The organism is Salinisphaera sp. SPP-AMP-43 (assembly GCF_049568105.1).
In the GTDB taxonomy this organism is placed as follows: domain Bacteria; phylum Pseudomonadota; class Gammaproteobacteria; order Nevskiales; family Salinisphaeraceae; genus Salinisphaera.
On record NZ_CP145335.1, the window covers coordinates 2,080,590 to 2,106,976 of the forward strand.

26 protein-coding genes are annotated in these 26,387 nt (G+C 56.4%); 13 read left to right on the forward strand and 13 right to left on the reverse strand.

All coding sequences use genetic code 11. The features are described 5' to 3' along the window. Positions 1 to 489: 489 nt before the first annotated feature. Positions 490 to 2,184 (forward strand): arylsulfatase, encoded by a 1,695-nt coding sequence (locus tag V5738_RS08825; RefSeq protein ID WP_423824050.1) that lies wholly within the window; start codon positions 490 to 492, stop codon positions 2,182 to 2,184. A gap of 137 nt (positions 2,185 to 2,321) precedes the next feature. Here V5738_RS08825 and V5738_RS08830 read toward each other — a convergent pair whose 3' ends face one another. From V5738_RS08830 to V5738_RS08860, 7 genes are all read right to left on the reverse strand, one after another. After that, on the reverse strand, positions 2,322 to 3,281 hold the full coding sequence (locus V5738_RS08830) for an NAD-dependent epimerase/dehydratase family protein (protein WP_423824051.1): 960 nt from the start codon (positions 3,279 to 3,281) through the stop codon (positions 2,322 to 2,324). Between the two features lie 381 nt (positions 3,282 to 3,662). Continuing rightward, entirely contained in the window at positions 3,663 to 4,970 is a 1,308-nt protein-coding gene (locus tag V5738_RS08835; protein WP_423824052.1) for an arsenic transporter, read from the reverse strand. Between the two features lie 135 nt (positions 4,971 to 5,105). After that, positions 5,106 to 5,834, reverse strand: coding sequence for an arsenical resistance protein ArsH (gene arsH, locus V5738_RS08840; protein WP_423824053.1), 729 nt, complete (start codon positions 5,832 to 5,834; stop codon positions 5,106 to 5,108). Continuing rightward, the gene (gene arsC, locus V5738_RS08845; RefSeq protein WP_423824157.1) at positions 5,831 to 6,241 is read right to left on the reverse strand and encodes an arsenate reductase (glutaredoxin); all 411 of its coding nucleotides are present in this window, start codon (positions 6,239 to 6,241) and stop codon (positions 5,831 to 5,833) included. The genes arsH and arsC overlap by 4 nt, the downstream gene beginning before the upstream one ends. An 8-nt stretch (positions 6,242 to 6,249) precedes the next feature. Beyond that, the gene (locus V5738_RS08850) at positions 6,250 to 6,597 is read right to left on the reverse strand and encodes an ArsR/SmtB family transcription factor (RefSeq protein WP_423824054.1); all 348 of its coding nucleotides are present in this window, start codon (positions 6,595 to 6,597) and stop codon (positions 6,250 to 6,252) included. Positions 6,598 to 6,959: 362 nt separating this feature from the next. After that, positions 6,960 to 8,117, reverse strand: a complete 1,158-nt coding sequence (locus V5738_RS08855; protein WP_423824055.1) for a DNA replication terminus site-binding protein — start codon at positions 8,115 to 8,117, stop codon at positions 6,960 to 6,962. A gap of 1,069 nt (positions 8,118 to 9,186) precedes the next feature. Further along, positions 9,187 to 9,579 (reverse strand): helix-turn-helix domain-containing protein, encoded by a 393-nt coding sequence (locus V5738_RS08860; RefSeq protein ID WP_423824056.1) that lies wholly within the window; start codon positions 9,577 to 9,579, stop codon positions 9,187 to 9,189. Between the two features lie 232 nt (positions 9,580 to 9,811). On the opposite strand from V5738_RS08860, the gene V5738_RS08865 reads away from it, so the two are divergent. From V5738_RS08865 to V5738_RS08905, 9 genes are all read left to right on the forward strand, one after another. Next, the gene (locus V5738_RS08865; protein WP_423824057.1) at positions 9,812 to 10,117 is read left to right on the forward strand and encodes a hypothetical protein; all 306 of its coding nucleotides are present in this window, start codon (positions 9,812 to 9,814) and stop codon (positions 10,115 to 10,117) included. Next, entirely contained in the window at positions 10,114 to 11,184 is a 1,071-nt protein-coding gene (locus V5738_RS08870; RefSeq protein WP_423824058.1) for a phage/plasmid replication domain-containing protein, read from the forward strand. Before V5738_RS08865 ends, V5738_RS08870 begins: the two co-directional genes overlap by 4 nt. 26 nt (positions 11,185 to 11,210) lie before the next feature. After that, positions 11,211 to 11,504 carry a single-stranded DNA-binding protein gene (locus tag V5738_RS08875; protein WP_423824059.1) on the forward strand — a complete coding sequence of 98 codons (294 nt, stop codon included), beginning with the start codon at positions 11,211 to 11,213 and terminating at the stop codon, positions 11,502 to 11,504. Between the two features lie 322 nt (positions 11,505 to 11,826). After that, the gene (locus tag V5738_RS08880) at positions 11,827 to 12,066 is read left to right on the forward strand and encodes a hypothetical protein (RefSeq protein WP_423824060.1); all 240 of its coding nucleotides are present in this window, start codon (positions 11,827 to 11,829) and stop codon (positions 12,064 to 12,066) included. A 147-nt stretch (positions 12,067 to 12,213) separates the two neighbouring features. After that, entirely contained in the window at positions 12,214 to 13,821 is a 1,608-nt protein-coding gene (locus V5738_RS08885) for a hypothetical protein (RefSeq protein ID WP_423824061.1), read from the forward strand. Between the two features lie 2 nt (positions 13,822 to 13,823). Next, the gene (locus V5738_RS08890; RefSeq protein ID WP_423824062.1) at positions 13,824 to 14,120 is read left to right on the forward strand and encodes a hypothetical protein; all 297 of its coding nucleotides are present in this window, start codon (positions 13,824 to 13,826) and stop codon (positions 14,118 to 14,120) included. A 1-nt stretch (position 14,121) separates the two neighbouring features. Next, positions 14,122 to 15,198: a zonular occludens toxin domain-containing protein gene (locus V5738_RS08895; protein WP_423824063.1), complete on the forward strand. Its 1,077-nt coding sequence runs from the start codon at positions 14,122 to 14,124 to the stop codon at positions 15,196 to 15,198. Positions 15,199 to 15,207: 9 nt separating this feature from the next. Next, positions 15,208 to 15,909, forward strand: coding sequence for a TraX family protein (locus V5738_RS08900; protein ID WP_423824064.1), 702 nt, complete (start codon positions 15,208 to 15,210; stop codon positions 15,907 to 15,909). 50 nt (positions 15,910 to 15,959) lie between these two features. Further along, positions 15,960 to 16,298 (forward strand): hypothetical protein, encoded by a 339-nt coding sequence (locus V5738_RS08905; RefSeq protein ID WP_423824065.1) that lies wholly within the window; start codon positions 15,960 to 15,962, stop codon positions 16,296 to 16,298. Positions 16,299 to 16,379: 81 nt separating this feature from the next. Here V5738_RS08905 and V5738_RS08910 read toward each other — a convergent pair whose 3' ends face one another. Both V5738_RS08910 and V5738_RS08915 read right to left on the reverse strand, forming a co-directional pair. Further along, positions 16,380 to 16,778 carry a helix-turn-helix transcriptional regulator gene (locus tag V5738_RS08910; protein ID WP_423824066.1) on the reverse strand — a complete coding sequence of 133 codons (399 nt, stop codon included), beginning with the start codon at positions 16,776 to 16,778 and terminating at the stop codon, positions 16,380 to 16,382. Positions 16,779 to 17,134: 356 nt separating this feature from the next. Beyond that, the gene (locus V5738_RS08915) at positions 17,135 to 17,395 is read right to left on the reverse strand and encodes a hypothetical protein (protein WP_423824067.1); all 261 of its coding nucleotides are present in this window, start codon (positions 17,393 to 17,395) and stop codon (positions 17,135 to 17,137) included. On the opposite strand from V5738_RS08915, the gene V5738_RS08920 reads away from it, so the two are divergent. From V5738_RS08920 to V5738_RS08930, 3 genes are read left to right on the forward strand one after another with little or no spacing between them, the layout of a single operon-like run. Further along, on the forward strand, positions 17,394 to 18,695 hold the full coding sequence (locus V5738_RS08920; protein ID WP_423824068.1) for a TolC family protein: 1,302 nt from the start codon (positions 17,394 to 17,396) through the stop codon (positions 18,693 to 18,695). The genes V5738_RS08915 and V5738_RS08920 overlap by 2 nt on opposite strands. A gap of 14 nt (positions 18,696 to 18,709) precedes the next feature. Further along, a complete protein-coding gene (locus V5738_RS08925) occupies positions 18,710 to 20,005 on the forward strand; it encodes an efflux RND transporter periplasmic adaptor subunit (RefSeq protein ID WP_423824069.1) in 1,296 nt (431 codons plus the stop codon). A gap of 12 nt (positions 20,006 to 20,017) precedes the next feature. Further along, on the forward strand, positions 20,018 to 23,122 hold the full coding sequence (locus V5738_RS08930) for an efflux RND transporter permease subunit (protein ID WP_423824070.1): 3,105 nt from the start codon (positions 20,018 to 20,020) through the stop codon (positions 23,120 to 23,122). Positions 23,123 to 23,178: 56 nt separating this feature from the next. Here the strand turns inward: V5738_RS08930 and V5738_RS08935 are convergent, their stop codons facing one another. The 4 genes from V5738_RS08935 to V5738_RS08950 form a co-directional block, all read right to left on the reverse strand. Continuing rightward, positions 23,179 to 24,072, reverse strand: a complete 894-nt coding sequence (locus V5738_RS08935) for a cation diffusion facilitator family transporter (RefSeq protein ID WP_423824071.1) — start codon at positions 24,070 to 24,072, stop codon at positions 23,179 to 23,181. A 161-nt stretch (positions 24,073 to 24,233) separates the two neighbouring features. Continuing rightward, entirely contained in the window at positions 24,234 to 24,554 is a 321-nt protein-coding gene (locus V5738_RS08940) for a hypothetical protein (protein ID WP_423824072.1), read from the reverse strand. Positions 24,555 to 24,584: 30 nt separating this feature from the next. Next, positions 24,585 to 24,845, reverse strand: coding sequence for a hypothetical protein (locus V5738_RS08945; protein WP_423824073.1), 261 nt, complete (start codon positions 24,843 to 24,845; stop codon positions 24,585 to 24,587). A gap of 117 nt (positions 24,846 to 24,962) precedes the next feature. Next, positions 24,963 to 26,204, reverse strand: coding sequence for an NAD(P)/FAD-dependent oxidoreductase (locus V5738_RS08950; RefSeq protein ID WP_423824074.1), 1,242 nt, complete (start codon positions 26,202 to 26,204; stop codon positions 24,963 to 24,965). Positions 26,205 to 26,387: the final 183 nt, after the last annotated feature.

Sequence of the window (26,387 nt, forward strand, 5' to 3'; positions counted from 1 at the left end):
CCCGTTGCCTGCACCCTAGGTCGCCGAGTGCTTATGTCGAAGCGGTGGCGCAGACGAGATGTGCCCATGGGCGACACTCAAGCTGGCTATGGCCCACCGGGGCCGGTTAGGACCGATATGGCGGGTTCTTTACACCCAAAGCGGCCCAACACCCGTTGTTTTGTTAAGGCGTCTGCAGGCTGGCCAAGTAAGCTCGGTATGTCTTGAAGCCCGTTTTTGACCGCGCAAAAGCCCATCGATGGGCATTCATAAAAGCCGAGGTTCGATAGGCTTGAATGACCGGTCGATGACGAGATGTTCGGCTTGATCGAGCCAACGAATGAATGTTGTGCGACCCGTGTCTGGGTATAGCGACGTATTTCAATTGGGCCTCAGGTCGGCGCGAAACGACCGTAAAAACAGAGCAATGCCCTGTAAGTCTCAGTCAGGTTGGCATCTGCGAATAAAGAAATGGCGCTCAGGAAAGGCCGTCTAAGTGAGGAGAGTGTGATGAAACTCGTTTCCAGTATTTTAACTACGCTCTGGATGCTCACACTGATGTTTCCAGCGGTTGCGCAACAAAACGATACAGCAGATCAGCAGCAAACCGCTCAGGGACAGCAGAATAAACCCAATATCCTGCTAATCGTTGCCGACGATGTCGGCTGGGGGGATCTAGGCGCATATGGGGGTGGCGAAGGCCGCGGAATGCCAACGCCCAATCTGGATCGACTGGCCGACGAAGGCATGACGATGTTTTCGTTCTACGGCCAACCAAGCTGCACTCCCGGGCGGGCCGCGATGATGACCGGGCGTATCCCGAACCGCAGCGGTATGACCACCGTTGCCTTTCAAGGCCAAGGGGGCGGGTTGCCGCATGCCGAATGGACCGTGGCCTCTGTTCTGAAGAAAGCCGGATACAACACCTACTTCACCGGCAAATGGCATCTGGGCGAAGCCGATTATGCGTTGCCGAACGCGCAGGGCTTCGACGAGATGCGATATGTCGGCCTATATCATTTGAACGCCTATACATACGCGGATCCGACTTGGTTTCCCGATATGGATCCAAAGCTGCGGGCCATGTTCAAAAAGGTCACCCGCGGTATGCTTTCAGGTAAAGCGGGCGAAAAGGCAACCACGGATTTCGACGTGAACGGCCAGTATGTCGACAAGCCCGATGAGAAGACCCAAGACTATCCGAATGGGGTTGTCGGCATTCCATTCGTGGATCAATACATCGTCAAAGCCTCACTCGATTATCTGGATAAAGCAGCCCAGGCCGGCAAGCCCTTTTTTCTAGACGTTAATTTCATGAAGGTACATCAGCCCAACATGCCGGCGCCGGAGTTCGAACACAAATCACTGTCCAAGACGAAGTATGCGGATTCGATGGTCGAACTGGATACGCATATCGGCATGATCATGGATAAGGTCCGCGAGCTCGGAATCGATAACAACACCCTGGTCATATTCACCACGGACAACGGTGCTTGGCAGGATGTTTACCCGGATGCGGGCTATACGCCGTTTCGTGGCACCAAAGGCACCGATATGGAAGGTGGAAACCGAGTACCGGCGATTGCTTGGATGCCCGGCAAGATCAAGGCGGGCAGTGGTTTCCACGGCATTATCGGTGGTCTCGATTTCATGGCGACCTTCGCCAAGCTGGCCGGTGTCGAACTGCCTAAGAAAGACCGCGAAGGCCAACCGATCATATTCGATAGCTACGACATGACCCCCGTGCTATTCGGCACCGGTAAAGACCCGCGGAATACGTGGTTCTATTTCACCGAAGATGAATTGACACCGGGTGCCGTACGGGCAGGCAATTACAAGGCTGTGTTCAATCTACGCGGCGACGATGGTGCCTATACGGGCGGGCTATCGGTGGATAGTAATCTCGGCTGGAAAGGTCCGAAAAAATATGTTGCGACGGTCCCGAATGTTTACGACCTGTGGCAAGACCCCCAGGAGCGCTACAACATATTCATGAACAACTATACCGAGCGTAGCTGGACAATGGTCGCGTTCAATAAAGCGATCCAGGAGAAAATGAAGAGTTACGTCGAGTATCCACCGCGCAAACTGCAGAGCGAGATTTATACCGGGCCAATCACGATCTCGGCCTACCAGCGTTTCAAGTGGGCTCGTGACCAGCTTGAAAAACAAGGCGTCAACATTGGTATGCCAACCGGCAACTAAGCCAAGTGACTTGACGCGGTCTGTATTCGCTCCGGTCGCCCTGCGGTGGGCGACCGGAGCGATGTCGTCTTTAGACCACGGCCGGCTGGGTTCTCGTTTCAATCGCGGGACAGGGGCGTAGGTCTGAAAACGATGCCTTAGTGGGTTTCGATCTGGCCGGCCGCTATCAATGCCGATACCGATTCCTGAACGCCCGCTAGGCTGGTATACCTTGGTTGATAACCCAGCGCCCGGCGTGCCTTATTGATTGAAAGACAAGAGCTTCGAGCGATGTGTTCCCAGCCGAGCTGGGCGTCCTCGGGCGATTGCAGCTGCATCCACTGTTCGAGCGGCGCATAGGCGAGCTGCGGTTGGAAACCGAACCAGTCGAACATGGCCTCGGCATAGCCGCGCAGATTCAAGGCCTGATCGGACACGGCGTTGAACACTTCGCCAACCGACGAACGCCATTGGCTCATCGAGCCCAAAACGATCTGGGCCACATCCTCAGCATGGACGTGATGAACTGTTTCGAGCCCCAGGTTGGGTAGTGTCAGTTCCTGGCCCCGGGCGATTCGCTGGAAGACGTCAATATTCAAATGGCCCAGTGGATTGATCGGTGCCCAGCCGGGGCCAACGATATGGCCAGGTCTAAAGATCGTCGCCGGGAATCCGCTGGTTCTGGCCTCGTGTACAAGCCAGCGCTCGATTTCGGCCTTGTTGATGCCGTATTCGCCGAAGGCATTGAGCGGCTCGTTTTCATCGGCCGGTACGGCAGTCGTATGTCCGTATACCCAGAGCGTGCTGCAATGGATGAAATGTTCAATTTCGCCCCGCAGCGCTTCGACCAGTTGCTGGGTACTGGTGAGCTCGAACGAAATCATGTCGATCACGATATCCGGTTTCAATGCCTTGATACGGCTCGCGAATGTGCCGTCGCGCTCTTCTAATGGGCGATCTGCTGAGAGCTGTTCGACATGCTGCCATGTTGAACTGGACGTATAGGGGCGGGCCAGGCCCCGGCTGACGTTGACCACCGCGTGGCCGCGTTCGACGAGCGCGGGGATGAGATATGTGCCGACGTGGCCGCTGCCACCAATTACAACCACTCGCGCCATGACGTCTCCTATCGACTAAGCCGGTCTTTGTGATCGTTCCCGATCACAAGCCATACAGAAGTTTAATGTGCCAAGGCTAGCGCGTGATGGGCAGGCGATAAAGATTAAACGCAGCCGGGAAATTTTATCGAGGCAGCCTGCGACGGCGCCGGCTGTGTAATCAATTTCCCAAGCCGCGCGCTGGCCAAGGCAAAGCATGGCCGGTGTCTGGATGGCGAGTTCCGTTGACGATTCAAAGCCCGCCCAAGCGTGGCATTAGCTGGGGTGCCATCATGTCGGGCCGATTGTCAGAGGCGGTTTTGAGTATCGTCATTAAACTGCGACGTGCTGGTTGGCGACCGTGTATCGAACGCGTTGTTCGGTACGCATAGGCTGCAAACGCTATCCTCGGACCATAGGCAACCATAGCGCCAGGGCGGCCAAGGTGGCGAGCAACACTGGGGGGGTTAGCGTCAAACCGACTTTCATGTACTGGCCCCAGCCAATGCGATATCCCTTGCCGGCAAGCACATGCAGCCAGAGCAGCGTCGCAAGGCTGCCGATCGGCGTGAACTTGGGCCCGAGGTCGTTGCCGATGACGTTCGCATAGATCATGAGCTGGCTCGTGACTTCGGGAACCTGAGCCTGCTTGATCGCGAGCGCGCCGACCAGCGTGGATGGCATGTTGTTCATCACAGATGCAACGAAGGCCGCCAGAAAACCAGTGCCGAGCGTAGCCACGAAGTGTCCCTGCTGGCCCAGCCATTCAAGCGCCCAAGCGCCGTAGCGGGTTAGACCTGCCTGGCCAAGTCCATAAACCACCAGATACATGCCGATCGAAAACAGTACGATCTGCCAGGGCGCATTACGAAATACCGGACCCAGCGGGAGTTGACGCCCGCGGCCAGCGCGCCACCAGCGTCCAGCTAGCGCTGTCAGGGCCAAAGCGCCGACCCCGGTAACGACACAGAAGGGCACGTGCCAGCGCGCCAGCACGAAATAGGCAATGAGCAGGGCCAGCAGTATCGGAAGAGCCGCTCGAAACACATAGTGGTCGACGATGGCACTGCCGGGTTCGTCCAACGCTTCGATCGGGTAGCGTCTCGGGATTCGGCGACCAAAAGCCAGCCAGAGTACGGCCAGCGTGGCCGTGATCGAGACCAGATCCACCGGCACCATGACGGTCGCATAGCGATCGAAAGACACTTCGAAAAAATTGGCGCTGACGATGTTAACCAGATTCGAGATCACCAACGGCAGACTCGCGGTATCGGCGATGAAGCCGGTGGCGATAATAAACGCCAGTGCGGCCGAAGCAGAAAAATCCAGCCGGACAAGGATCGCGATCACGATCGGGGTGAGCAGCAATGCGGCGCCATCGTTGGCAAAGAACGCCGCAATCACTGCTCCCAGCATGACGATCAACGGAAACAGAAGATGTCCGCGTCCGTTACCCCAGCGCGCGATATGCAGGGCCGCCCAGGAAAAAAAACCGGCTTCATCGAGGATCAGCGAAATGATGATCAGCGCGACGAAGGTGAATGTAGCGTCCCATACGATATCCCACACGACGGCGACATCGGAGAGTTGTACGACTCCGGTGGCCAAGGCCACCGCCACACCGCCCAGCGCGCTCCAACCAATACCCAGGTTTTTCGGCTGCCATATGACGAGTATTAGTGTGAGGATGAAAATGGCCAGCGCCAGCATGCCGATCGCTCCGTTGGTTTCGGCCAGAGCCTGTTGAGTGTGGTGTAGATAATGTTCGAGCGTGGCGGTGGCATTCAGACCACAACGACGGGCGCACGCAGCCTGCCATGATCGAGCATCGTCATATCGCGAGGATCAGTGCGAAGCTTGGTTGACCCGGCGTGAGACGTCCTCGGCGCTTTCGACGCGTTCCGAGTAGCGCTGGGTCAGGTAATCGGTGCGGCCGCGCATTAGCCATGTGAACTTGACGAGTTCTTCGCAGACATCGACCACCCGCCTGTATAGCGCGGAATCTCTCATACGCCCATCGTCATCGAATTCGCCAAACGCTTTCGGCACAGACGATTGGTTGGGAATCGCGAGCATACGCATCCAGCGGCCGAGTACGCGTAGTTGATTGACGGTGTTAAAACTTTGGCTTCCGCCAGAAACTTCCATCACGGCCAGGGTCTTGCCCTGGGTAGGGCGTACACCGCCGAGCGATAACGGAATCCAATCGATCTGGGCTTTCATGATGCCGGTCATCGCACCGTGACGCTCGGGGCTGACCCAGACCATGCCATCCGACCACGTGGCGAGTTCGCGCAGCGCCTGTACTCGCGGGTGATCGGCATCCGAGTCGTCGGGCAACGGCAAGCCGCTCGGATCGAACAGCTGGACTTCACAGCCGAAACAGCGCAGCAGACGCTCGGCTTCTTCAGCCAGAAATCGGGAGTAGGAACGAGGGCGCAGCGAACCGTACAGAATCAGAATGCGCGGTGGGTGGCCTGGTGCATCGGAGACTTTCAGGGCATCGATATCGATCGGCTCAAAGGCCTCGGGATCGATATTCGGCAAATCGGCAAACGGGCTATGATCGGTCATGCGCTATCCTTGTAAGTGACGATTTCACCGTCTTCTTTGGTTAACGATGCGACCGGATGGGCCATTAGCTCCAGAACCCGCTCTGAAGGCCGGCATAGCAGTACGCCTTGGTCGGTCACAACGATAGGCCGATTAATCAGGATCGGATGCGCCAACATGGCGTCGATCAGCTGTTCGTCGGTGAGGGTGGGATCGTCCAAGCCTAATTTATCGTATGGCGTGTCTTTACGACGCAGCAGGTCGCGTAGCGACATGTCCATCTGCGAAGCAAGCCATGCTAGACGCTCTCGCGACGGAGGATGTTGAAGATACTCAATAACGCGAGGTGTTTCGCCAGAGGCCTGGATCATAGCTAGTGCATTACGTGATGTTCCGCAGTTTTGGTTGTGATAGATCAGCGTTGGCATGGCTTTGCTCATGTATCGGGGGTGGGCAAATCATCGGTGAGTGAGTCGAGCAGGGGCTGGCAAATCTCAGGCCGCCCATTGCAGCAGTCCCGGACTAGAAATCGAATTGTCTGATCGATACGGTCGAGATCGGCTCGGTAGATGATCGATCGGCTCTGGCGATCGGATCGCGTCAGGCCGGCCCGGGTAAGCACGGCTAAGTGCGTTGACATCGTGTTGTGCGGCACATTGAGGCGTCGGGCGATCTCGCCAGCAGCCAGTCCATCCGGTTCATGACGAACCAGCATTTGAAACACGGCCAGGCGTGTTTCTTGAGCTAGTGCTGCGAAACAATCAAGAGCATGTTTTGTCTCCATATGTCGAAGAGTATCGACATATAGGTATGCAATACAAGGTCGGGCGCTTGCCCGTTACTAGGCAAGCACTTTACTGGCTTAGCGCGGTGAGTAGTGGTCTTTGTGTTGTTTGAGGTCAGTGCGGCATTTCAGCAGATTTCAAGATCAAGGCTTGTAGCGCCAGACTATATAAAACGAATAAATAAATTAGATTCAGGCGCAATAAAAAGCGATTCGCTGCCATCGTGCCACTCACAATTTTATATAAAATACAGGACTTAAGGACAATTGCTATCGAGAACCATTGCTTGCTTGCTCTTAAATATTTTTGGCAATCTAACTTATATTAAAAGAAAGCGGGGATTGATCGCTGCTCTCACGAGTTATTGCCCGATTAACGGGGCTATGTCCTTGAGTGGAATGCGCCAACAGGCGTCTGGGGATTGAATGAATACGAATGCTCGATTGGCGGCGACCATCCGATGCTCACAGTTGGTGTCGAGTGGAATGGGTTGCTCGATCGGCCCGCGTGGCAGCTGTGCGACGCTTGGCAGTTTAGGGTGGATGTTGTTGATGATCGTATCGGCTTGCTTCGATCGTCCACGATAGATTTTCAGTCCGTCGTCTTCGTTAATCAGACGGCCCGAGCAGGGATCGAAAGGTAGCTTGAAACGATACATGGGTAACAGACGATAGGCATGGGTATCTCTGACAAAAGGCGCGATTTCGGTTGTTCTATCGGATCGCTTGCTGCGCTCCTTTGGAGCGAAGTCATTCAGCGGCTTGACCTTCTTCGGCTCATGGGCCAATAGAAGAGGGAGGGAGCTTTTCACCGCGCGGCGTATACCACTGGCGAAACGGATATTGGCCATCGGAGTCGGGGCGATTGGCCGTGAAATCATCATGATTTCGTCAAGAGGTAATTCTTTTAATCGGTCGATATCGGCGGCGATCCTTGGGTTTTCGGTTTCCTGGTAGCGGGCCGACTGGCGTTCTATTAAAGCGCCAACTCTAAGGTGTTCAGTGTTTGTGGTATGTCCAGCCCAAGTCCAGGACAGCAGATCAATGGGTTCCTCGACCCAGTGCCATTCTCGATAAGCCTGAAGGCGGTTCATTCGAAGCCAGGTTTTGAAGGATTTCTGCACGCGACGCCATTGGTTGTAGTCCATGCTCTGCATGGCATCGTTTAAAGCGCGCTTAGCTGAATTGACTTTGTTAACGAGCTCGGAAAGGTTGTCTCGATAAACGATATGACCTGGGGCACGGCGTGTCGCCATCGGGTGCTGTAGGTCGCCGTAGTCGATTTTCAGTAATGTTGAAGCGCCTATGTCGATCCCTGTAGCGCCCGATAACGTGGTTAGACCGGTAGTCGGTGGTTCCGGGTCTTCATGAGTTTGTATTGGAATGCTCGAAATTTCGGCGGATTGAGCGTCATGAATAAATGGTGACGCATAGTCCAGGACTGATCTAAGTGCGTATGTTGCCTTGAGGGGTTCTGCTGCGATGTAGGTGTCGTCGAAAATGTTTTCTTCAGACGCCATAGCCAAATTCCGTGCGGTAGATATTCCAAAATAATACACAAATTTATTTGTTGCGTAACTTCAGAGGTTTATAAGGCGCTATATATTTTATACCATCCTCTTAAATCAAAAATACAAATAGCATTTTAAAAGTAATCAAAAAGCCCAGAGGATGGTATAATTTTACTCTTGTCTCGCTCAATATCTAATTAACAACATATAAGGGTAGTGCTTTTCGGCTCTATATCATCAGGCCAAAAAGACTTACGGTTCTGGCGATTATAAACAGAAGCTTAAATTGGGCGTCGTGTAATTAATCAAGAATGCATTCTGCATACGTGCAAATCAGAAGGGGCGAGCTCTTAAAATCGGTGAAGCAATAAAGCTGCAACGAATCCTCATAGACTCTTGTAAAAAAAGTCTATTAAACATGATCTAGATCTCGCCTAGGCCAAAGGGTGTGCCGGCCAGCATAACGACTACCTTTAAACGCCTATGGCCAAAACGCGGTCAAGAGACTACGAAAGAACAATCCTTCGTTAAAAGACAACGGTAAAACAACAGACATCACTGCAATCGCTATTAACGCAAGACAAGTTGGTCATGAATATTCGAAGGCCGAATTAAACTCACTGGTTTTGACTTGTATGTGGCAAGAAGAAAATTGCGTAAACGCCACGAGTAGGACGAGTTTGCATACCGTTTGCCCTCATTAAAGTAGCGATCTCATTGCTCAGAAACGCTGTTCTATATCAACGAAAGAGCACTCCCGATGGACAGGCATACGCCAAACCGTACAAACAGGCGTGTCCACCCGCAGCGAGTGTGCCTAAACGTCCTGGAAGACTGAGCAAAACTCGGTCGTATCTCTCCATGAGTGGCCAGTACAGCAGGCTTTGCGAAACCGCTAAAACAAGAGATTGCATTGTCTTTTGAATCCAGAATTTCCGGGTAGCGACAGGTATATACGACTGATCAAACTGAATCAGCTCGCTAGGGGTAACATCGTTTCAAGCGCACAGGCCGATGCCGGTTTGCTCAATCAAGGATTATTGATCCACGCAATGAGTTGGTGCGCGGCAATCTGTCATCAGCATTCGTTGGGAAAGGTGCTGAGTACCATAGAAATAATACGCATAATGTATACATCGTTCGAGGCTTTCGACGCTGCATAACTCGTTGTTGGATAAAGACTTGTGCTGCTGATTCCAACTGCCACCGTGACAGTGGCGGCACCGGCCCAGCGCCTCCAATTTCTTCCTTTCTTACTTTGACCCTCCCGCTCGGCCGCAACGGCCGCAATCGTCTTTAAAGGGTCCTTTCCACATAATTCGGCCAACGAGCCAATCGTTGACAGTTCAAGTTTATGGACGCCATGCCGGGCATTGCTAAGTGTTTGTCGACTAATTCCTATAGCTTTCGCTGTCTTGTAGTCGGACCCGGTTTCCAATTTCGCGTCGTTTAACAAGTCGTCTTGGAGCATTTTTAAATCTCCACTTGGGTGGCCCTAATAGTCTAACCCTCCATACGTTCAGACCCCTTGACGTGTTTTGACCCTTTGACGTTTTATGCGCTCCCAGGGGGATCGCAAACGGCCACGCCGAACACTGCGTCAATCTTCAGTCGGACCCGCCTAACCGGTCCCCCTCGTGCCGACTGGAGCGTTGCGCCGTCAATCGGCGGCGCGACGTTTCTTTTCATGAGGAGGGGGCCGCATGGATTACGACGCAATCAACGGAATACGCTGGTGGAACGCGCTTGATCAACTTGATCGAGCGTACTGGTGCGGTCGTGCGAGGTCGTCGCGTCCATACGACGCATATCGAGTTTATAAAGCGGCCGGTCGCCCGACAGTTAACGACGATATCGCGATCGGCCAGCCGGTTCAGTTGACCCTTCCGGTTGACCTGCGACAAACCGCGCTGCCGATCGGTGATTGCTCGAAATCTGAACAATCCGAGACTGACGGTCCTAGTAGTACCGTCAGTTTTTCCCAAGTACGGGAAAACTCTTCCCGATGAGCTGGTCCGTGGATTGGCTCTCGGTAAGCCAAGACCACCAAGCCGGCTGTTCGGTTTTGGGCGCTGATTTCGTGATTCATACGGACCCCGAAAGCGGCCAAGTTACCCGCGAGCATATTGTTGGCTACCAGCATCAGGGCTCTCACGATTCGAGTCTTCGTATTCGGTCCGATGGGTACCGCGTGGAAATAAGCGGTAATCCCAGCCGGTACAACCGGCCGGATAACGTCTTTGGTTTTAAGACCGTTAACGAGTGCATGGCGCTTTATAACGAGTTGCTCCGCGATCTTGGTTTGCCGGAGTTCACTAAAGGCCATGGCCTTGATCGCGCGAAGTCCGGCACGGTCAAGGTCGTTGATGGCGCGCGGTTTTCCCGCGTTGACCTGGCTTGGAACTACGAGGCCGGCTCTTCGGCGAATGTCGCGCATGCGCTCCGCGGTCTATCCGCGTCGAGCCGTCGCGGTTCGGCTTTCCTCGTAGGCAAGGACGGCATGGTTTATAGCGGCGCTAAAGACTATGTCCGCGTCAAATATTACGACAAAGCCAAAGAGATGCAGTCGCATAGTCGCAAGGCATGCGCGAAAGATGAAACACGCCGTACCGTTCAGGCGTGGGCGGAGTCCGTTGGGCTTCTTCGCTTTGAAGTCGAGCTCGGCCGGAAATACCTGCTCGAACACCAGATGAACGGTTGGATTATGTGGGATGACGAGAGAGCGCAAGCAATCGCAGCGGGATACGACAAGGTTAGAGATATGACTTTTGCGACGACCGATTACCAGCATATCGCCGATGATCTGGAAAACCGTTTCGAGTTCAAGCCGGGCCGGGCGTTGAAAGCGCAACATGCTGCGCTAGCGTGGCTTGCTGGTGAAGACCTCCGCCAATCCATGAGCAAATCCGCTTTTTATCGCGTCACGGCCGATTTACGGCTTGTCGGCGTCGATGTTCGTGCGCCGTGCAATGTCGCGGCGCTGCCGGTCCGCGTTCGGGTCGTAGACCTGAGCGCGGCTCAGGTGCCGAGCTGGTACGAGAGACCCAGTCGGCCGTCCCTGCGACTCGTCGCGTAATCATTCAGTTAGACAAAGGGGAAACCATGTTCCAGGTCGAAATTCATAGTAGCCGTGTCAACGTCAAAGAGGGCACGAGTGCGCGCACTCAAAGATCGTTTCGCATCCGCGAGCAGGTCGCGTTTATCTATCTGAACGACGAACCGTATCCGCAAAAGATCAAACTAACCCTTGGCGATTCGCAAGAGGCGTACGAGCCGGGTAAATACGAGCTCACGCCCGAATTTTATGTCGGCAACTTTGGCGATCTGCGTCTAGGCATGCGCGACGCCATCATGGAGCCGATCGCCGAATCCAAGCCCAAGGCGGTGAACTCATGACGTTCGCGATGGGTGTTGCTGTGGGCGCGGTATCGATGCGCATCGTCCAGCGCCTGCGTTATCGCATGGCGCGCGCTAATCGTCGTTAGCGGTGTTCGTCAAAGTCTGTCCATCCGATCCGGGTTCTGGTCAATGTCCGAATCCGATGTGGATGCAGTACGCGGATATTCAGTCTTTCCAGATTTCCCAGCTTGACCCCGTAACGCTTGCGCAAGCGTTTGGGGCTGGCTTTGGAATCGTCGCGATGGCGTTCGTGATCGGCCACGCGGCAGGCCTTTTAAACAAGGCGATAAGCGGTCACATTTAAAACAGGGGTATATCCATGAAAATTCGTAATCAAATCGCGAAATTCTATTCGAAGACCGGCATGGTCGCCGGTAGCGCGTTGGTCTCGGTTCCAGCCTTCGCGGAAGGAGCTGGCAGCGTCGATTACAGCGGAATCACGGGTGCTGTCTCGTGGGGCACTGTGGCGACGGGTATCACCGGCATTCTCGCCGCGATGGTCCTTCCGAAAGTGGCCCTTCGTGGCGGCCGTATGCTGTTGTCTGCGATCGGCCGATAACGCCCGCGACATTTTGACAGAGGGCCGCGTTACACACCGCGACCCTCGATCAAGCTGTAGTTGGCAACAGGGGGCCGTCATGGAACAACTTTATTATTTCGCGATGTTTTGCATAGGCGCGTTATCCGCCTATGCCGCGTTCAATAGTTGGCGCTGATTATGCGGGATCAGTCGCTATTATCGCGTTGTGCTATAGGCCTGTTTTTCGCGACGCTTTGCGCAGTATCAAATATAGTCTATGCCGACGTGGTCTATGAGCAGCTTGGTACGTACTACGAATTCCGTCCGGCGCAAAACGCTCAATTAGCAGCCTCTGAGGGCGGTCATCGTGTCGATTACGAAAGTCATGGTGGTGTCACGACTTGGACCATAACGTTTCATTATGTACTTGATGGTGGCGAACTTGATGCGAGATATGGCGTTATTACTTTATATGACAGTGGTGAGTGTCCTTCTAGTAAAGAACCGGACGGGAATGGCGAATGTATCGAGCCGGAAGACGACGCAACCGGTTGTCCTGCTGAAGGCGAAAAACGCACTGTTCTTGTTTCGGATATCACGAGCGCGCAGAAAGACGTATTGAACTCTAGCGGTGTTCGTGATGAAAACGGTTGTGGTTATTCGTCCGGCGGTGTTGATGCCTGCTTTCCCGGCGATAAACCCGGAACCGTATCGTGTGCGTTGGGTTTTGCGAGCGATCACAAGATCGTACCTTCAGGCGGCGATCAGTTGGACTATGATTCTTCGAATTTCGCCGAAGGCACGAATGGCGATCAAGAGTACACACCGCCTGAAGGCGGCGGGGAATCTACTTCGCCGGCCGAATCGACGCACGATGTGGAAGCGCCGCAAGTCACGCGGAACTCGGACGGCTCGGAAACCACTGTAGAGCGTGATGTAACTACGGCGACCAGCGCGGGAACGGCTCAGGTTCGCGGCCCAAATGATAACGGCCAGTATCGCGGCACGATAGTTGAGCCTAGTACATCGACCACGACGGTTGTTAAAACGACTGATTCGCGCGCTGACGGTGGTACGAAGGTAACCGATCAGGAAACCGTTAAGTGGGTGAATGGCGATACCTATACGTTTGCGACCACGCCTAGCGGCGGTGTCTCTGTATCACGTACGCCGGGAACGTCCGGCGGCGGTACGACCAGTACAACAACCACAACCAACCCAGACGGCTCGTCTACGTCGATGACAACCCATGATGGCGATGATGGAGAGGGCGCCGATTGTTCTGGTGAGTCGTGTTCGGTTGATGGTTCTACAACGGGCGACGGCGACGCGTTAGGCGATAATTCGGGTGAAGCCTCCAGTGGTGGCTCTGGTGGAGGCGACGGCGAGGGTAACGGTGACGTTTCGCTGTTTGGCGGTCCATGTAAAGAAGGTGATCAGGAGGTAGGCGGAAAACTTGGTAGCGAGTTTGACGACGGCTCGGATGATCAATCGGACGCAGAGGATAAAGACCAGGCCGGGTCCGGCTATGGATGTGCGCCGACTTTGGCCAAGTCGCTCGATACCTTACTGACCGGGGTTAAGGAATCGCCGCTTTATAGCGAGATTGATCAAATTCCTGAGCAAGTTCCCGCTGGTTCCGGTACGTGTCCGGTAACGTCTTTCGATGTGTTCGGCGAGACGTACGAGTTTTCGCCGGGTTGTGACCTGCTTGAAGACAATCGCTCCGTAATTGCTTCGGCGGCTAAGGCGGCGTGGGCACTTTTGGCGATCGTTTTCTTGTTGGGGGTCTGAATATGGATGCGTTCTTGGATTTGTTGCTCCGATGGATTGTCGGGTTTTTCAATGAGCTGCTAAACCTGTTTATGTACGTCCCTCGCGAGCTGTTCGGCCTGTTTGTTGATGCGCTTGTTGAGTTGCTGAAGAGCATCCCGGTGCCTGATTTTGTCAGTCATGCCGGCGGCCTCTTGTCCAATATTTCGCCCGGTGTCTGGTGGTTTGCCTCGATCTCCGAGTTCGGTTTCGGTATTACTGCGATCCTATCGGCGTTGTCGATTCGTTTCCTGCTTCGCGCTTTGCCGTGGGTGTTCTGATATGGCCATCACCGCATATACAGGTCGGCCGGGCGCGGGTAAATCGTACGGTGTTGTGGCGAATGTCGTATTGCCAGCTCTCGAAAACGGCCGCCGAGTTTGGACGAATATTCCGCTCAAGCTCGATGTGATTCGGGAATCCTATCCGAATGCCGATGTAACCGTCTTTGAAACCCGCGAACTTGAGGAAAACCCGGCTTACGCCATTGATGTAATTCCGAAAGGGTCAATCGTCATCATTGATGAAGCGTGGCGGCTCTGGCCGGCGGGCATGAAGCCGGCCCAAGTGCCGAACGCCTACAAGACGTTCCTAGCCGAACATCGCCACCGGGTTGGCGATAACGGCGAGTCGATGGAAATCGTCATTGTCACCCAGGATCTGAGTCAGATTGCGACGTTCGCCCGTGATTTGACGGATAAAACCTTTATCGCCGAGAAACTCGACACCGTCGGGGCCAGTAAGCGATTCAAGCTTGTGGTCTGTCAGGGCGCAGTGAAGGGCGATAGCCCGCCTTCGAAGCGTTACATTCGCACCATTCAAGGCAAGTACAAGTCTGAAGTTTATCGCTACTACCAAAGCCACACGCTCGCTGATTCGAGCTCCGGCGAAGCCGGATTGGAAGTCGCGGCGGATGGGCGCGCCAATATATTGAAGGGTAGTTTTTTTATCGTCGGTGTGCCTGTGGCCGGTGTTGGGGCGTTATTTGGCCTGTATCTGGCCTGGGGTGCCTTTACGTCGATAAGTGGCGGCGACGAGAAACCGGAAAAACAGGCCGCTACATCCTCGGTTCCGACGCAAAAACAACTCGAGCAACCGCGACCAGCACCGACGCAACCGAAAGATTCCGACGATTATCGACTGGTCGGGACGATTGTTGCCGGCTCGTATAAGAGGGCGATCGTATATGGCGAAAACGGCAGCCGGCGTATCGGTATGAGCAGTTGCGACCGTTTTGGCGATACCGGCGACTGGTATTGCTTTATCGACGGTCGCCGTGTGACCTCATGGACCGGCCCCAAACCCCCGGATTCCAGCGACGATTCTTCGCTGTTGTCGTCACTCACGCAGGCGAGTTAACGAGCCAGCGTGAGTGACGACAACAGCGTCCAGCGACTGACCGCGCCGGCTCTTGCGCCGCACGTGATCCACCGGCCACCCGTCGTTGATGCAATAACAGTGCTCAAGATCGCCGCCGTGGCCACGATGGTGATTGATCACTCGGCGATCGCGTTCTTCGGCGATTCGATGTGGATGCGGCAGATAGGTCGCTTCGCGATGCCGTTATTTGCTGGACTCGTGGGTTATAACCTCGGCCGGACGCGATCTGTCGATCGTTATGCGTTGCGGTTGTTATTGCTCGGTCTTGTATCTCAGCCGTTATATGTCGCCGCGTTCGGTGGTGCTTGGCACGAACTCAACGTGGGCTTTACGCTTTTTGTCGGCGTGTGCGCCGCTGCGATGCTTCATAACTGGCGAGTCTGGCCGCTGGGTCTTGCGTTGGTATTGGTGCCGTTCATCGACTATGGAGTGCCCGGCGTCCTGTATATCGTCGCTGTGTCTTTCGTGGCTCGATACGGCTGGCCGGCGTTTGTGATCGCTGTGATTGCGTCGATTGGATTCAATGGGCCGGCTTACGTCGCTGCCACGGTCTGCGCATCCGTTTTGGTTATTGCGACGCTGCGCTTTAGCTCTTCGAGGAGATGGCCGACAAGAATAGAACGGATCGCTTTTTATACGTTCTATCCAACGCATCTCGCGGGGATTGCTGTGCTTGCATTCATTCTTTGATCGTCAAGCATCAATCGTAGCGACCGTGTTCGCCAGACAAGGGGGATATGATGGTGATTGACTACGTGAAACTTACTGTATCGATCGCAGTGGGTGTTTTTCTCGGTGCGTCGGCGTTCATGCTGTCCTGGACCGCTACCACGTTGATTGCAGCAAGCGCGTTCATGTCATCGGCTCAAGCTAGCCTTGAAGCCGAATTACAGCGCGATTCGAAAGCGGCACTTCAAAACCGGGTCGATAGCGCAACGGCCAAGCGCCTACGGTCTGATTGCGAGCAATGGAGACGAAACGCGAAACTTACGCCGACCGAAACCACCCAAGCCGGCGCGGCTTCGAGGTGCTTAAAGTACCGTCGATATATCGAAACAGGGTCCGTTAAAGGCCGCTAGGCCGTGTCTCGTGAATTACTCACTGTAGGGCCGCGTAGCGGCCGGCTAACTGTAGGCGGTGCCGGCCGCGACGTAGTACTGTCAGGCTAAACGCGGGCCGTCATCGTTGGCCGCCTCCAAGCCTAACCGCGCGCCCTGAAAACCGTCTTTCGCGAGTTTTTTAGCTGGCTCAAGGATACCGTTCTTATTGGCGAACTCGAACAGCCATAAATCACCCGGATAGATCGGGTAGCCGGTTGGTGTATAAAGCGCGCCATTGCGACCGAATCGATGGTCGCGCCATTGGTTCGATCGCGACGGTAAGACCGGTAAACCGAGCGCAACCGAGCGCAGCACCAGCCAAGCTGGGCGCGGTAAGCGTCCGGCGCGCTGCCAACGATAGAAAGTAGATTCGGAAATATCGAGCAAAGTCCTGATCTGATCAGGGCGGAGCCAGCAATCACCAACGGTCGACCAATCATCCATAGCTGTATCACCCATATTTTTTGAACTTGGGAGATACATATCGGCGGCGGCGTCTTCGTCGACTACTCATAATGTATATTATGTTAAATCAGCAATATGGCTATCATCAGCTCGACCATCCGCCCGTTCTTTGATCGCTATTCCATTCGCCTAGTTCACGACCTTAAGTAATGAGCCGCCATCGAGCACTTTGTGAATGGCCATAAGCTTTACTGTTGCATGTGCTTCGTGCTCGAATACTGACCATGCATGCTGACTCGAACCATATGAGCGCCTTCTGCGTACTGAAAAGCGTCCTTGCGCTTTTCGTGCTCTGCAGCGCGTTGCTTTGGTCGTTTCATTCGTCCGCGATGAGTCACCACGACAGACCATCAGCGACAGCCGATAGCATTCAGCACACCGGCTCGGTCGATCACATGGGCTTTCAGTCGGCAGCCGATCATTGTGGCCACGGTGAACTGCATCACATCGGCTTGGTTACCGATTTCGCCTATGTCGATCCTGCCTGCGGTTTTGGTATGCAGAGATACCAGCTTCGGGCATACACCAGCATTGCCCCTCGCCCCCCGATAATCCCGCCAATAGCCTGATTCTCCTCGCTTTTCTCTTTTTTGCGATGAGGATTCATGCATGTCCGCAATATGCTTGCGGCTGGGCGTCTGTGCGCTCAGCCTTGGGCTGGCAGGGTTTGGAGCACCGGCAGCAGCCGTTACCCAGATCCCCCAGCCGCTAACTTTGAGGGCGGCCTTGGAATGGGCTGCCGAATACAACCCCACTCTGCGTTCGGCCCAAGTGCGAGTCGAACGGTTGACCGGCGAGGCCATACACGCCGACGTCGCCGTACCCTCCAACCCCCGAGTGGAAGTTGAGGCCGGTCAGCGGTCGACAGCTGCCGGCGACGGTACGGATCTTGGCATTCGACTCAGCCAGGAGGTTTGGATTGCCGGCCAAGGCGGGCTTCGCGAGTCTGCAGCCAATAGCGAACTGGCCGCTGCGCGACAGCAGTATCGGTACCTGTTATCGGCGGTCGCAGCCCGGGTTCGGGCAGCCTATTTGTCAGTGCTCGTTGCCGATAAAGCGGTCGCCTCGGGCCGACGGGTCGTAGACGCCAACCAAAAACTCGACGACTACGCCCAGCGGCGCCTGGCCGCAGGCGCTGGCACCCAGCTTGAGGTAAACGCGGCCAAACTGGGTCTGAGCCGATCCAACGCTTTGTTGGCCAAGGCCAAGAACCGCCTCACCCGAAGCCGTTTGCGGCTCGATGACCTGCTCGGTATTGATCCGTCCCGGCGTTTGAAACTGGCAGGCGCACTCGATATCGCGCCCATTACGCTCCCCGACCGCGACGCTTTGCTCACCCGCGCCGTACGCCAGCGTAGTGACCTGGTTGCTGCCGCACGCCAGGTCGCGGCGGCTCGCAGCCGGCTATCGCTGGCTGACCGCCAGATCATTCCCAATTTGACCGTGTTCGGCTTTTATCGCCAGGAAAACAACGGTGACGGCCATGGTCCAGGCGGTGGTGGCGCAACGATCGCCGGTGGCGGTCTGTCTTTCGAGCTGCCGATTCTTCATCGCTATGAGGGGGAAAGAAAATCCGCCCGGGCGAAATTGAATCGTGCCCAGCTCGATCAAGACAACCTCGAGCGCAATGTGCGTCTGCAGGTGCTGCGAGCGCTATCGGATTACCGCTCGGCACGCACCCAGGTCGCCGCCCTGGATTCCGCAGTCGTCGATGCCGCACGCCAGACGGTCGATCTCACCCGGCGGGCCTTTCAGGCCGGTGAAGTCGGCGCTCCGGCTATCACGACCGCGCAAAACAATCTGATCGCGGTACGCCACGAGTATCTGTCGGCTTTGGACGCCCTGATCGGCGCCGCCAGCGATCTCGAACGCGCCACCGGCGGCCTCATCGCGATCGATGCAGGCCGCTAGAGAAAGGAATTCCAATGAATAAATATAGCGTTATTTTTTTCACGCCGACCTTGTGCGCGATCGCGCTGACGACAGCAGTGCTCAGCGGCTGCGATGGTCAGGCCGCCACTAATAGCACCCACCAAGGGCACGATGCGACCTCGACTGAGCCTGATTCGAACAGTTCGTCCAACACTGATCAGGCAGGTCATGACTCGGCGGTGACGCATCAGCAGCGCCATTCTGGACACGGCGCCCATCGCGAAGTGCATCTCACCGATGAGCAGCGTCAACGTCTGAATATCAAGGTGACCACAGCGGTATCCGGTTCGGCAAGCGATACCCTGACTGCGCCGGCCACGGTGCGCTTCGATGCTGATCGCGTTTCTCGGGTTGGCCCTCGTTTAAAAGCCAAAGTGATTCGAGTAGCCGCCGATCTCGGCGATCAGGTCGAAGCCGGCGATACCTTGGCCGTGCTCGACAGCGTCGAACTCGGCAAGGCCAAGGCGCGCTATCTGACCACGGCAGCCCACTATCGCAACGCAGCAGCAAGCTATCGTCGCAAACGCGAACTGGCCGAAGACCGGATCATCAGCGAAGCCGCGCTGGATGAGTCCAAAGCCCAGTACCAAGCCGCCCGGGCTTCATGCAATGCGGCCCGGGCCGAACTGGCGCTCTATGGTTTAAACAAGCAAGACATTGCTGCGATCGCCCAGTCGGACGACAGCGCCCCGCTTTCGCGCTATGAACTGACGGCCCCGATCGCCGGTACCGTCCAGGCTCGGGATGTCGTACGAGGTCAAACGCTGGCTTCCAACGACACGCCGTTCCAAATCGTCAATAACAGCCGATTGTGGGCGATGCTGCAAATCGCGGCGAGCGATGTGTCCCGCATCGAACGGGATCAGGACGTCGACCTACAGGTGCGCTCGTTGCCGGATTCGCGATTCTCGGGCCGAATCGATTGGGTTTCACGCGAACTCGATCAGAAATCGCGGACGCTTTCCGCCCGGGCAGTCATCGATAATCGCGATGGGCACCTGGTGGCCGGCATGTTCGGAACGGCCACGATCCAAGCCGTCTCTAGCCGCGATTATGCGCTCGTGCCGGTGGATGCCGTGCAGAGCCTGAATGAAAAACCGGTGGTATTTGTTCCCGGCGACAAAGACGAAACGTTTCGTGCCGAGACCGTGGCCACGGGCGCCGAAGCCAATGGCCGAATTGAAATTCGCCAAGGCCTGGCACCGGGCGACCGGCTGGTGACCCAAGGCGCATTCGATTTGTTGTCGGCCTTGACCAGCGGCTCGCGCAGTGCCGCCCACAGCCACTGATCGGGGGTCATTATGATTGCTCGATTAGTCCAACTGGCTTTGGCCAACCGCTTGCTCACGCTGGTTTTTGTGGTCGCGATCGCCCTGGCCGGCATTTATTCATTCAAAAACGTCCCAATCGATTCCTATCCAGACGTCACCCCACCCTTGGTTCAAATCTTTACGGCCAGCCCCGGGTTGTCACCGGTGGATGTTGAAACTTTGGTGTCTTATCCGGTTTCGATTTCGATGTATGGCCTACCGGGGCTCGAGCGTGTGCAGAGCACGTCGATTTTCGGATTGTCTCGGGTCAATGTGTACTTCGAGGAAGGCACGGATATCTACTTCGCCCGACGGCTGGTCATGGAACGACTGAGCAAGGCCAAGCAGGAAATACCGGAAGGCCTCGGCGATCCAGAACTCGGCCCGATCACCAGCGGGCTCGGTCGCGTGCTGATGTACACGGTCAAAAACACCGACAACGGCGATCATTCGCCGACCGAACTACGTACCGCTCAAGATTGGATCGTCAAACCCCAGCTCCGTACCGTGCCCGGCGTCACCGGGGTGTTGTCGATCGGTGGACACGAAAAGCAATATCAGATCGAACTGGACCCTAACGCCCTCGCCGCCCGCGAGATTACGGTCGCCGATGTGCGGCGTGCCATTACTGCTAACAATCGCAACGTTGGCGCGTCGTTCATCAATCGCGGTGGCGAAGAGCACATCATTCGAGGCTATGGCTGGGTGGGTGCCGGCGATCAAGGGCTCGATGATCTGCGTCATATCGAGATCACCGAGCACAACGGCACGCCGGTCACGATCGGTGATATCGCCAAAGTGGGCTATGGGCCGGCAATTCGCCGCGGCAGTATGGTCGCCAACGGCGAGGACGCCGTCGGCGGTTTCGTGTTGAAACTAATCTCCAGCAATACCCAAGCTTTGCTCGAGGACGTTGAGCACAAGATCGATTCAATCAACCAGTCGTTGCCCGATGGTATGCAGGTTGATCCCTTCTATTCGCAGGCCAGCCTGATTGAAAAAGCCTCAGAGACCGTGGAAAGCGCCTTGCTCGAAGGTTCGATCCTGGTGTTGGTGCTGCTGTATCTGTTTCTTGGCAACCTGCGATCGACGCTCATCGTGATCGCCAGCCTGCCGCTGTCGGCACTGATCGCCTTCATCGCCATGGATTACGTCGGCATGTCGGCGAATTTGATGAGTCTCGGCGGCCTGGCCATCGGGATCGGCATGATGGTCGATGGCTCGGTGGTGATGATCGAAAACATCTTCCGACACATGGAAGAACGCGCCGACGAAGATATCTCCCATCTGCGTCTGGTCGGTGAGGCCGCAGCCGAAGTCGCCCAGCCGATTACTTTTGCCATCGCCATCATCGTATTGGTGTTCACACCGCTGTTCACTCTGCAGGGCACCGAGGGCAAGCTGTTCTCACCGATGGCCTATACCATTTCGTTTGCTCTGGCTGGGGCACTGCTCATGGCCCTGACTTTCGTGCCGGTCATGGCCTCGCTGGTATTTCGTCGCGGCAGCGCCCATGGAGAACCACGACTGGTCGGCTGGCTCAAATCGGGCTATCGCCCGCTACGGGATGCAGCCATCAAGAGCCCTATCGTAGTGTTGGGTACGGCCGTCATCTTGTTCGCCGCCAGCTTGGCGCTGTTTCCGACCCTGGGCACGGAATTCATCCCGACCCTTCGAGAAGGCACGTTCATGGTGCGCTCCACCTTACCGCCGGGCGCCAGCCTGGAAACCACCGAACAATATGCCAAACGAGTGCAGTCGGTCATGCACGAGTTTCCTGAGGTCGAAGGCGTATATTCACGCGTGGGGCGAGCCGAGGTCGGCGGAGATCCGGAGCCGGTCAACGTGATCGCGTCGGTGATCGATCTCAAGCCGCTCGAGCAGTGGTCTGCCGGTCGCGACTACGAACAGCTGCAAAGTGCGATGGCCGAACGTGTCAATACGGCTTTGCCGGGGCTGGCGAACAACTTTTCCCAACCGATTCAGCTGCGTACCGATGAATTGCTGTCTGGGGTGCTGGCCCAGGTTGTCATCAGTATCTACGGCGACGATCTCGATCAATTGGCGGATACCGGCCAGCGTATCGCCTCGATCGCCCGCGATGTGCCCGGGGCGGCTGATGTGCGCGTCCAGCAACAAGGCGGCAAGCCACAGATCGTCATCCGGCCCGATCGCGATGCCCTGGCGCGCTACGGCATCCCACTTGACGAGGTTCTGGGCGTGGTCGAAACCGGTATCGGCGGCGCCCGAGTAGGCCAGGTATTCGAAAATATTCGCCGTTTCGATATCTTTCTACGATTCGAAGAAGCATCCCGTCATCGGGTCGACGCGATCCGAAACCTGGCGTTCCGAACCTCGCAAGGTGCCCTGATTCCCTTATCCCGGGTGGCCGATGTCGAGACCTATCGCGGTCCGAAGAAGATCTCACGGGCCAAGGCCAGTCGCCGGCTGTTCGTCCAGCTCAACGTTCGCGGGCGCGATATGGGGAGCGTGGTCGGCGACATCCAGAAGGCCGTGGCCGCCGATGTCGATTTGCCGCCCGGTTATTTCGTTGAATACGGCGGCCAGTTCGAGAACCAACGACGTGCCATGCAACGGCTCTATGTCGTGGTGCCGATCACCATGGCGCTGATTTTTCTGTTGTTATTCGTCGCCTTTTCCAGTCTGCGCTATGCCGCGCTGATTTATCTCAACGTGCCGTTCGCGATCACCGGTGGGCTGTTCGCACTATGGCTATCGGGATTGTATCTATCGGTGGCCGGAGCGGTCGGTTTCATCGCTGTATTCGGCGTGGCGGTACTCAACGGTGTGGTTCTGGTGTCCTATATCAACCAACTACGCGAGTCTGGATTGTCGATTGATCAGGCCGTACGGCTCGGAGCCGAGCATCGTCTGCGCCCGGTATTGATGACTGCAACAGTCGCCATTCTAGGGTTGATCCCCCTGTTACTCGCCAACGGTATCGGCGCCAACGTCCAGCGGCCACTGGCGGCTGTCGTCGTCGGCGGGTTGGTCACTTCAACCTTGCTGACGCTCCTGGTGCTGCCTGCCGTCTATCGCTGGTTCGCGGAACCGACTCGCGCGTCTCCGGGCTAGCCTAAAAACGGCCCGGCAGTCCTCCTTGCCGGGCCGTTTTCGAGACTGAGCAACAGTTATTTCTTAGGTAGATAGACATCCGAAACCTTGGCCTTGGCTTCGGGTTCAACATGAATCGTAACCGTGCTGTCAGCGATCTCATTTTCGATCGCATCCTCCAACCGGTCGCAGATCGCATGGGCGCCATCTACGGACATCTCGCCGGCCACCACGAGATGAAAATCGACAAAGGTACGTCGGCCGGCATGTCGGGTTCGCAGATCATGGGCCTGATAGGCACCTTTGGAATGATGAAAGATCACGGTACGGATGCGATCGAGCTCGTCTTCCGAGACCGCCTCGTCCATCAACCCGCCGACCGACTCCCGAACCAGCTGCCAACCCGACCATAGAATATTGATCGCCACGACGATCGCGATCGCAGGGTCCAGCCATAGCCAGCCAGTCAGCCCGACCAGCACGACACCAACGAATACTCCGACCGAGGTCACGACATCGGCAAACAGATGCCGGCCGTCGGCCGTCAGCGCCGGTGATTTGACGCGCCGCCCGGTACGGACCAGCACGATGGCCCAGAGGGTATTGAGTACTGTGGCGGCCGCGTTGAGTAATAACCCACGCATCGGCGCATTCAGGGCATGCAGATCGAAAAAGGTCTGCCAAGCATCACGAAAGATCGCAAGTGCTGCGATAACGATCAGCACACCTTCCAGAACGGCCGAGAAATATTCGGCTTTGTGGTGTCCGTAGGGATGGTTGTCGTCGGCCGGCATCGCGCTGATGCGAAGCGCCACGACCGCGGCACCGGCAGCCACGATATTGATGATGCTTTCGAGTGCATCGGAATAAAGCGCCGCGCTGCCCGTGACCGCAAAGGCCAGATATTTCAGGGCAAATACAGCAATGCCGATGAGCACACTGCCCACGGCATATCGAACGGTGGTAATCACGGCGACGCCATAGCAAAGAGACGGCCGCGGATGATAATGAGCCGTCGAAAAAAGCGCAATTCAGGGATTTAGGTTCGCTTTTTAAGCCTGGCGCTCCAAACTTTCACCTTTCTAAGTTTTCTGGCGGCGGGTAGATTCTATTGCACGCCGCCCGACTTGGCTTAGTTGATTGGACCTTCGCTACCTTGTGGACTGCCCGATTCGGTGTTCGGGACGATGTTTTGCTGGCCGAGTTGTTCGCGCAGACTCCCGAGTTCTTTGAGCGTAGTCACGACGTCGGCCAGACGTTGTTCCGACCATTTCTGGACATAGGACGGAATGCTGCCGTCGCCGTTGCTCATATAGGAATCGACTGCCAGCGCATCAGTCAGATTGGCCTCGAAACGCTCGATATCGGGCAGTACCTTGACCAGTTCGCTACGCGGCAAGGCCACGCCGCCGATATCGATATGCGAGGTCGGCCCGGATTGGGAATCGATCATATTCGTTCTCGCGATTGCTGTTGCCTAGTCTCAGGGGCCAGTATTCTGCGGTATTTGATTGAGGGCGCCTGCGGCCGAGTTCACGCCCTGGTTGCGCAGCGCCTCGGCATCGTAGATATCGAGTGGCAGACCGCCGACCCGATGTCGGGCGGGCAACAGACTGCCGGTACTCGGTTCATCAAACCGCGGGTTATCCGTCGTTTTCGTATGTTCGGGCACCGCCGAAGTCGTACAGCCGGCAGCCAGTAAAATCGTGGCGAGCACCACCAATCGGGTCCGTGTATCTCGCATGGCCCACCTCCGTGAGCGCATTGACTGGCGTTATTCTAACGAACGCGCCTGCGGTACGCGGCGATCAAATCCCCGTGCATAACGTCGGTGCGTTGACTCCGCAGCCAACGGCCCGATCTAGAAACGGTCGCTACGAAACGGCGCCATATCGACCAACGGCGTTTCGCCGTCCATGAGTTCGCCGATCAAGCGGCCCGTGGTCGGCCCCAGAGTGAAGCCCTGGTGGCCGTGGCCGAATGCAAACCATAGGTTGTCGTGCCGATGGGCGGCGCCGATGATTGGCTTCATATCCGCGAGGCACGGACGGGCCCCCTTCCAAGGCTCGGCTTCCTTGCGCTGGCCGAGAGCAAGCAGCTCGCGGGCGGCCTGTTCGGCAGCCTCGAGCTGGCCAAAACGGGGCGGCGCGTCGATCGTGTTGAGTTCGGCACCGGTGGTCAGGCGCAGACCAGCGCGCTTGGGGGTCACCAGATAGCCTTTTTCAAAATCCATCACACCGTAGTTGAGGCCCGCCCCATCGGCGCCTTCGTAATGCATGTGATAACCGCGCATAACGAACATCGGCACCTCATAGCCGAGGGTTTTCAGCCACGACGGCGACCAAGGGCCTGTCGCCAAAACCAGTTCATCGGCTGCGTAGTCGCCGCGGTCGGTGCTCAGATGCCAGCCTTGGCCGTTGGGCGTCATAGCCTGGGCTTCGGCCTGTTCGATACGCCCGCCACGCGCGACGAAATCGTCGGCATAGGCCTGGACCAGCCCTCCAGGATCGGTCACCGACCAAGCATTGGTCCAGTGAATTGCGCCGATGGCATGCTCACTCAAGCCCGGCTCCATCTGGCGTAGCCGTTCGGCGTCGATCTGCTCGAACGTCACGCCGAAACGTTCCCGAAATTCTGCGGCCTGGACAAGTTCGTCCTCGAATACATCTTCGGAACGAAACACCTGCAGCCAGCCGTCGCGCCGAATCAGATGTTCGGCACCGGCCGCGGTGAACATGGCCTCGTGCTCGGCCGTACAATGCGCGATGAGCGAGGCATATTCCGGCACGATACGCGCGAACGATTTGGGCGCCGAGTAGCGCCAGTACTGCCACAGCGGGTGGGCTTCAGCGAACATCGCCCCGGTGCGGTAGCGGATGTCGATACTGCGATTGGGCAGTACCCGCCAAAGCTCGGCCAGATCGCGAGGGAACGGGTGTGGTTTGACCGCCTCCCGCTGAATCAGTCCGGCATTGCCGTAAGAAGTCTCACGCCCGGGCTCACGCCGGTCGATCAAGGTGACGTCCCGACCGCGCGAGCGCAGATGCCAGGCAATGCTGACGCCGACCATGCCAGCTCCCAGTACCAGAGTATGTCGCGCCATCGAAATCGCCAGGGGATGCAATAGCTCAATGCTAAACCGCGCATGCTGGTGGTCAAGCACCGGGTCGTGGCTTGCCAGCTCAGCACCTCCTCACTAGCATGGCAGCCATCCAAGGGGAGCCCTACTGGCTGAGAGGTCCGCAACAGCGGACGACCCTGGGGTCGGACTAGAGCGCGGTCTGTT

What these genes read in the sequence shown, in the direction of transcription:
- V5738_RS08930 (WP_423824070.1), top strand. Translation starts at nt 20,018, where the DNA reads ATGATTGCTCGATTAGTCCAACTGGCTTTGGCCAACCGCTTGCTCACG.
- V5738_RS08865 (WP_423824057.1), top strand. Translation starts at nt 9,812, where the DNA reads ATGGATTACGACGCAATCAACGGAATACGCTGGTGGAACGCGCTTGAT.
- V5738_RS08850 (WP_423824054.1), bottom strand. Translation starts at nt 6,597, where the DNA reads ATGGAGACAAAACATGCTCTTGATTGTTTCGCAGCACTAGCTCAAGAA.
- V5738_RS08895 (WP_423824063.1), top strand. Translation starts at nt 14,122, where the DNA reads ATGGCCATCACCGCATATACAGGTCGGCCGGGCGCGGGTAAATCGTAC.
- V5738_RS08915 (WP_423824067.1), bottom strand. Translation starts at nt 17,395, where the DNA reads ATGCATGAATCCTCATCGCAAAAAAGAGAAAAGCGAGGAGAATCAGGC.
- V5738_RS08880 (WP_423824060.1), top strand. Translation starts at nt 11,827, where the DNA reads ATGAAAATTCGTAATCAAATCGCGAAATTCTATTCGAAGACCGGCATG.
- V5738_RS08940 (WP_423824072.1), bottom strand. Translation starts at nt 24,554, where the DNA reads ATGATCGATTCCCAATCCGGGCCGACCTCGCATATCGATATCGGCGGC.
- V5738_RS08905 (WP_423824065.1), top strand. Translation starts at nt 15,960, where the DNA reads ATGGTGATTGACTACGTGAAACTTACTGTATCGATCGCAGTGGGTGTT.
- V5738_RS08910 (WP_423824066.1), bottom strand. Translation starts at nt 16,778, where the DNA reads ATGGGTGATACAGCTATGGATGATTGGTCGACCGTTGGTGATTGCTGG.
- V5738_RS08925 (WP_423824069.1), top strand. Translation starts at nt 18,710, where the DNA reads ATGAATAAATATAGCGTTATTTTTTTCACGCCGACCTTGTGCGCGATC.
- arsC (WP_423824157.1), bottom strand. Translation starts at nt 6,241, where the DNA reads ATGCCAACGCTGATCTATCACAACCAAAACTGCGGAACATCACGTAAT.
- V5738_RS08890 (WP_423824062.1), top strand. Translation starts at nt 13,824, where the DNA reads ATGGATGCGTTCTTGGATTTGTTGCTCCGATGGATTGTCGGGTTTTTC.
- V5738_RS08835 (WP_423824052.1), bottom strand. Translation starts at nt 4,970, where the DNA reads ATGCTGGCGCTGGCCATTTTCATCCTCACACTAATACTCGTCATATGG.
- V5738_RS08860 (WP_423824056.1), bottom strand. Translation starts at nt 9,579, where the DNA reads ATGCTCCAAGACGACTTGTTAAACGACGCGAAATTGGAAACCGGGTCC.
- V5738_RS08870 (WP_423824058.1), top strand. Translation starts at nt 10,114, where the DNA reads ATGAGCTGGTCCGTGGATTGGCTCTCGGTAAGCCAAGACCACCAAGCC.
- V5738_RS08945 (WP_423824073.1), bottom strand. Translation starts at nt 24,845, where the DNA reads ATGCGAGATACACGGACCCGATTGGTGGTGCTCGCCACGATTTTACTG.
- V5738_RS08830 (WP_423824051.1), bottom strand. Translation starts at nt 3,281, where the DNA reads ATGGCGCGAGTGGTTGTAATTGGTGGCAGCGGCCACGTCGGCACATAT.
- V5738_RS08920 (WP_423824068.1), top strand. Translation starts at nt 17,394, where the DNA reads ATGTCCGCAATATGCTTGCGGCTGGGCGTCTGTGCGCTCAGCCTTGGG.
- arsH (WP_423824053.1), bottom strand. Translation starts at nt 5,834, where the DNA reads ATGACCGATCATAGCCCGTTTGCCGATTTGCCGAATATCGATCCCGAG.
- V5738_RS08825 (WP_423824050.1), top strand. Translation starts at nt 490, where the DNA reads ATGAAACTCGTTTCCAGTATTTTAACTACGCTCTGGATGCTCACACTG.
- V5738_RS08875 (WP_423824059.1), top strand. Translation starts at nt 11,211, where the DNA reads ATGTTCCAGGTCGAAATTCATAGTAGCCGTGTCAACGTCAAAGAGGGC.
- V5738_RS08950 (WP_423824074.1), bottom strand. Translation starts at nt 26,204, where the DNA reads ATGGCGCGACATACTCTGGTACTGGGAGCTGGCATGGTCGGCGTCAGC.
- V5738_RS08855 (WP_423824055.1), bottom strand. Translation starts at nt 8,117, where the DNA reads ATGGCGTCTGAAGAAAACATTTTCGACGACACCTACATCGCAGCAGAA.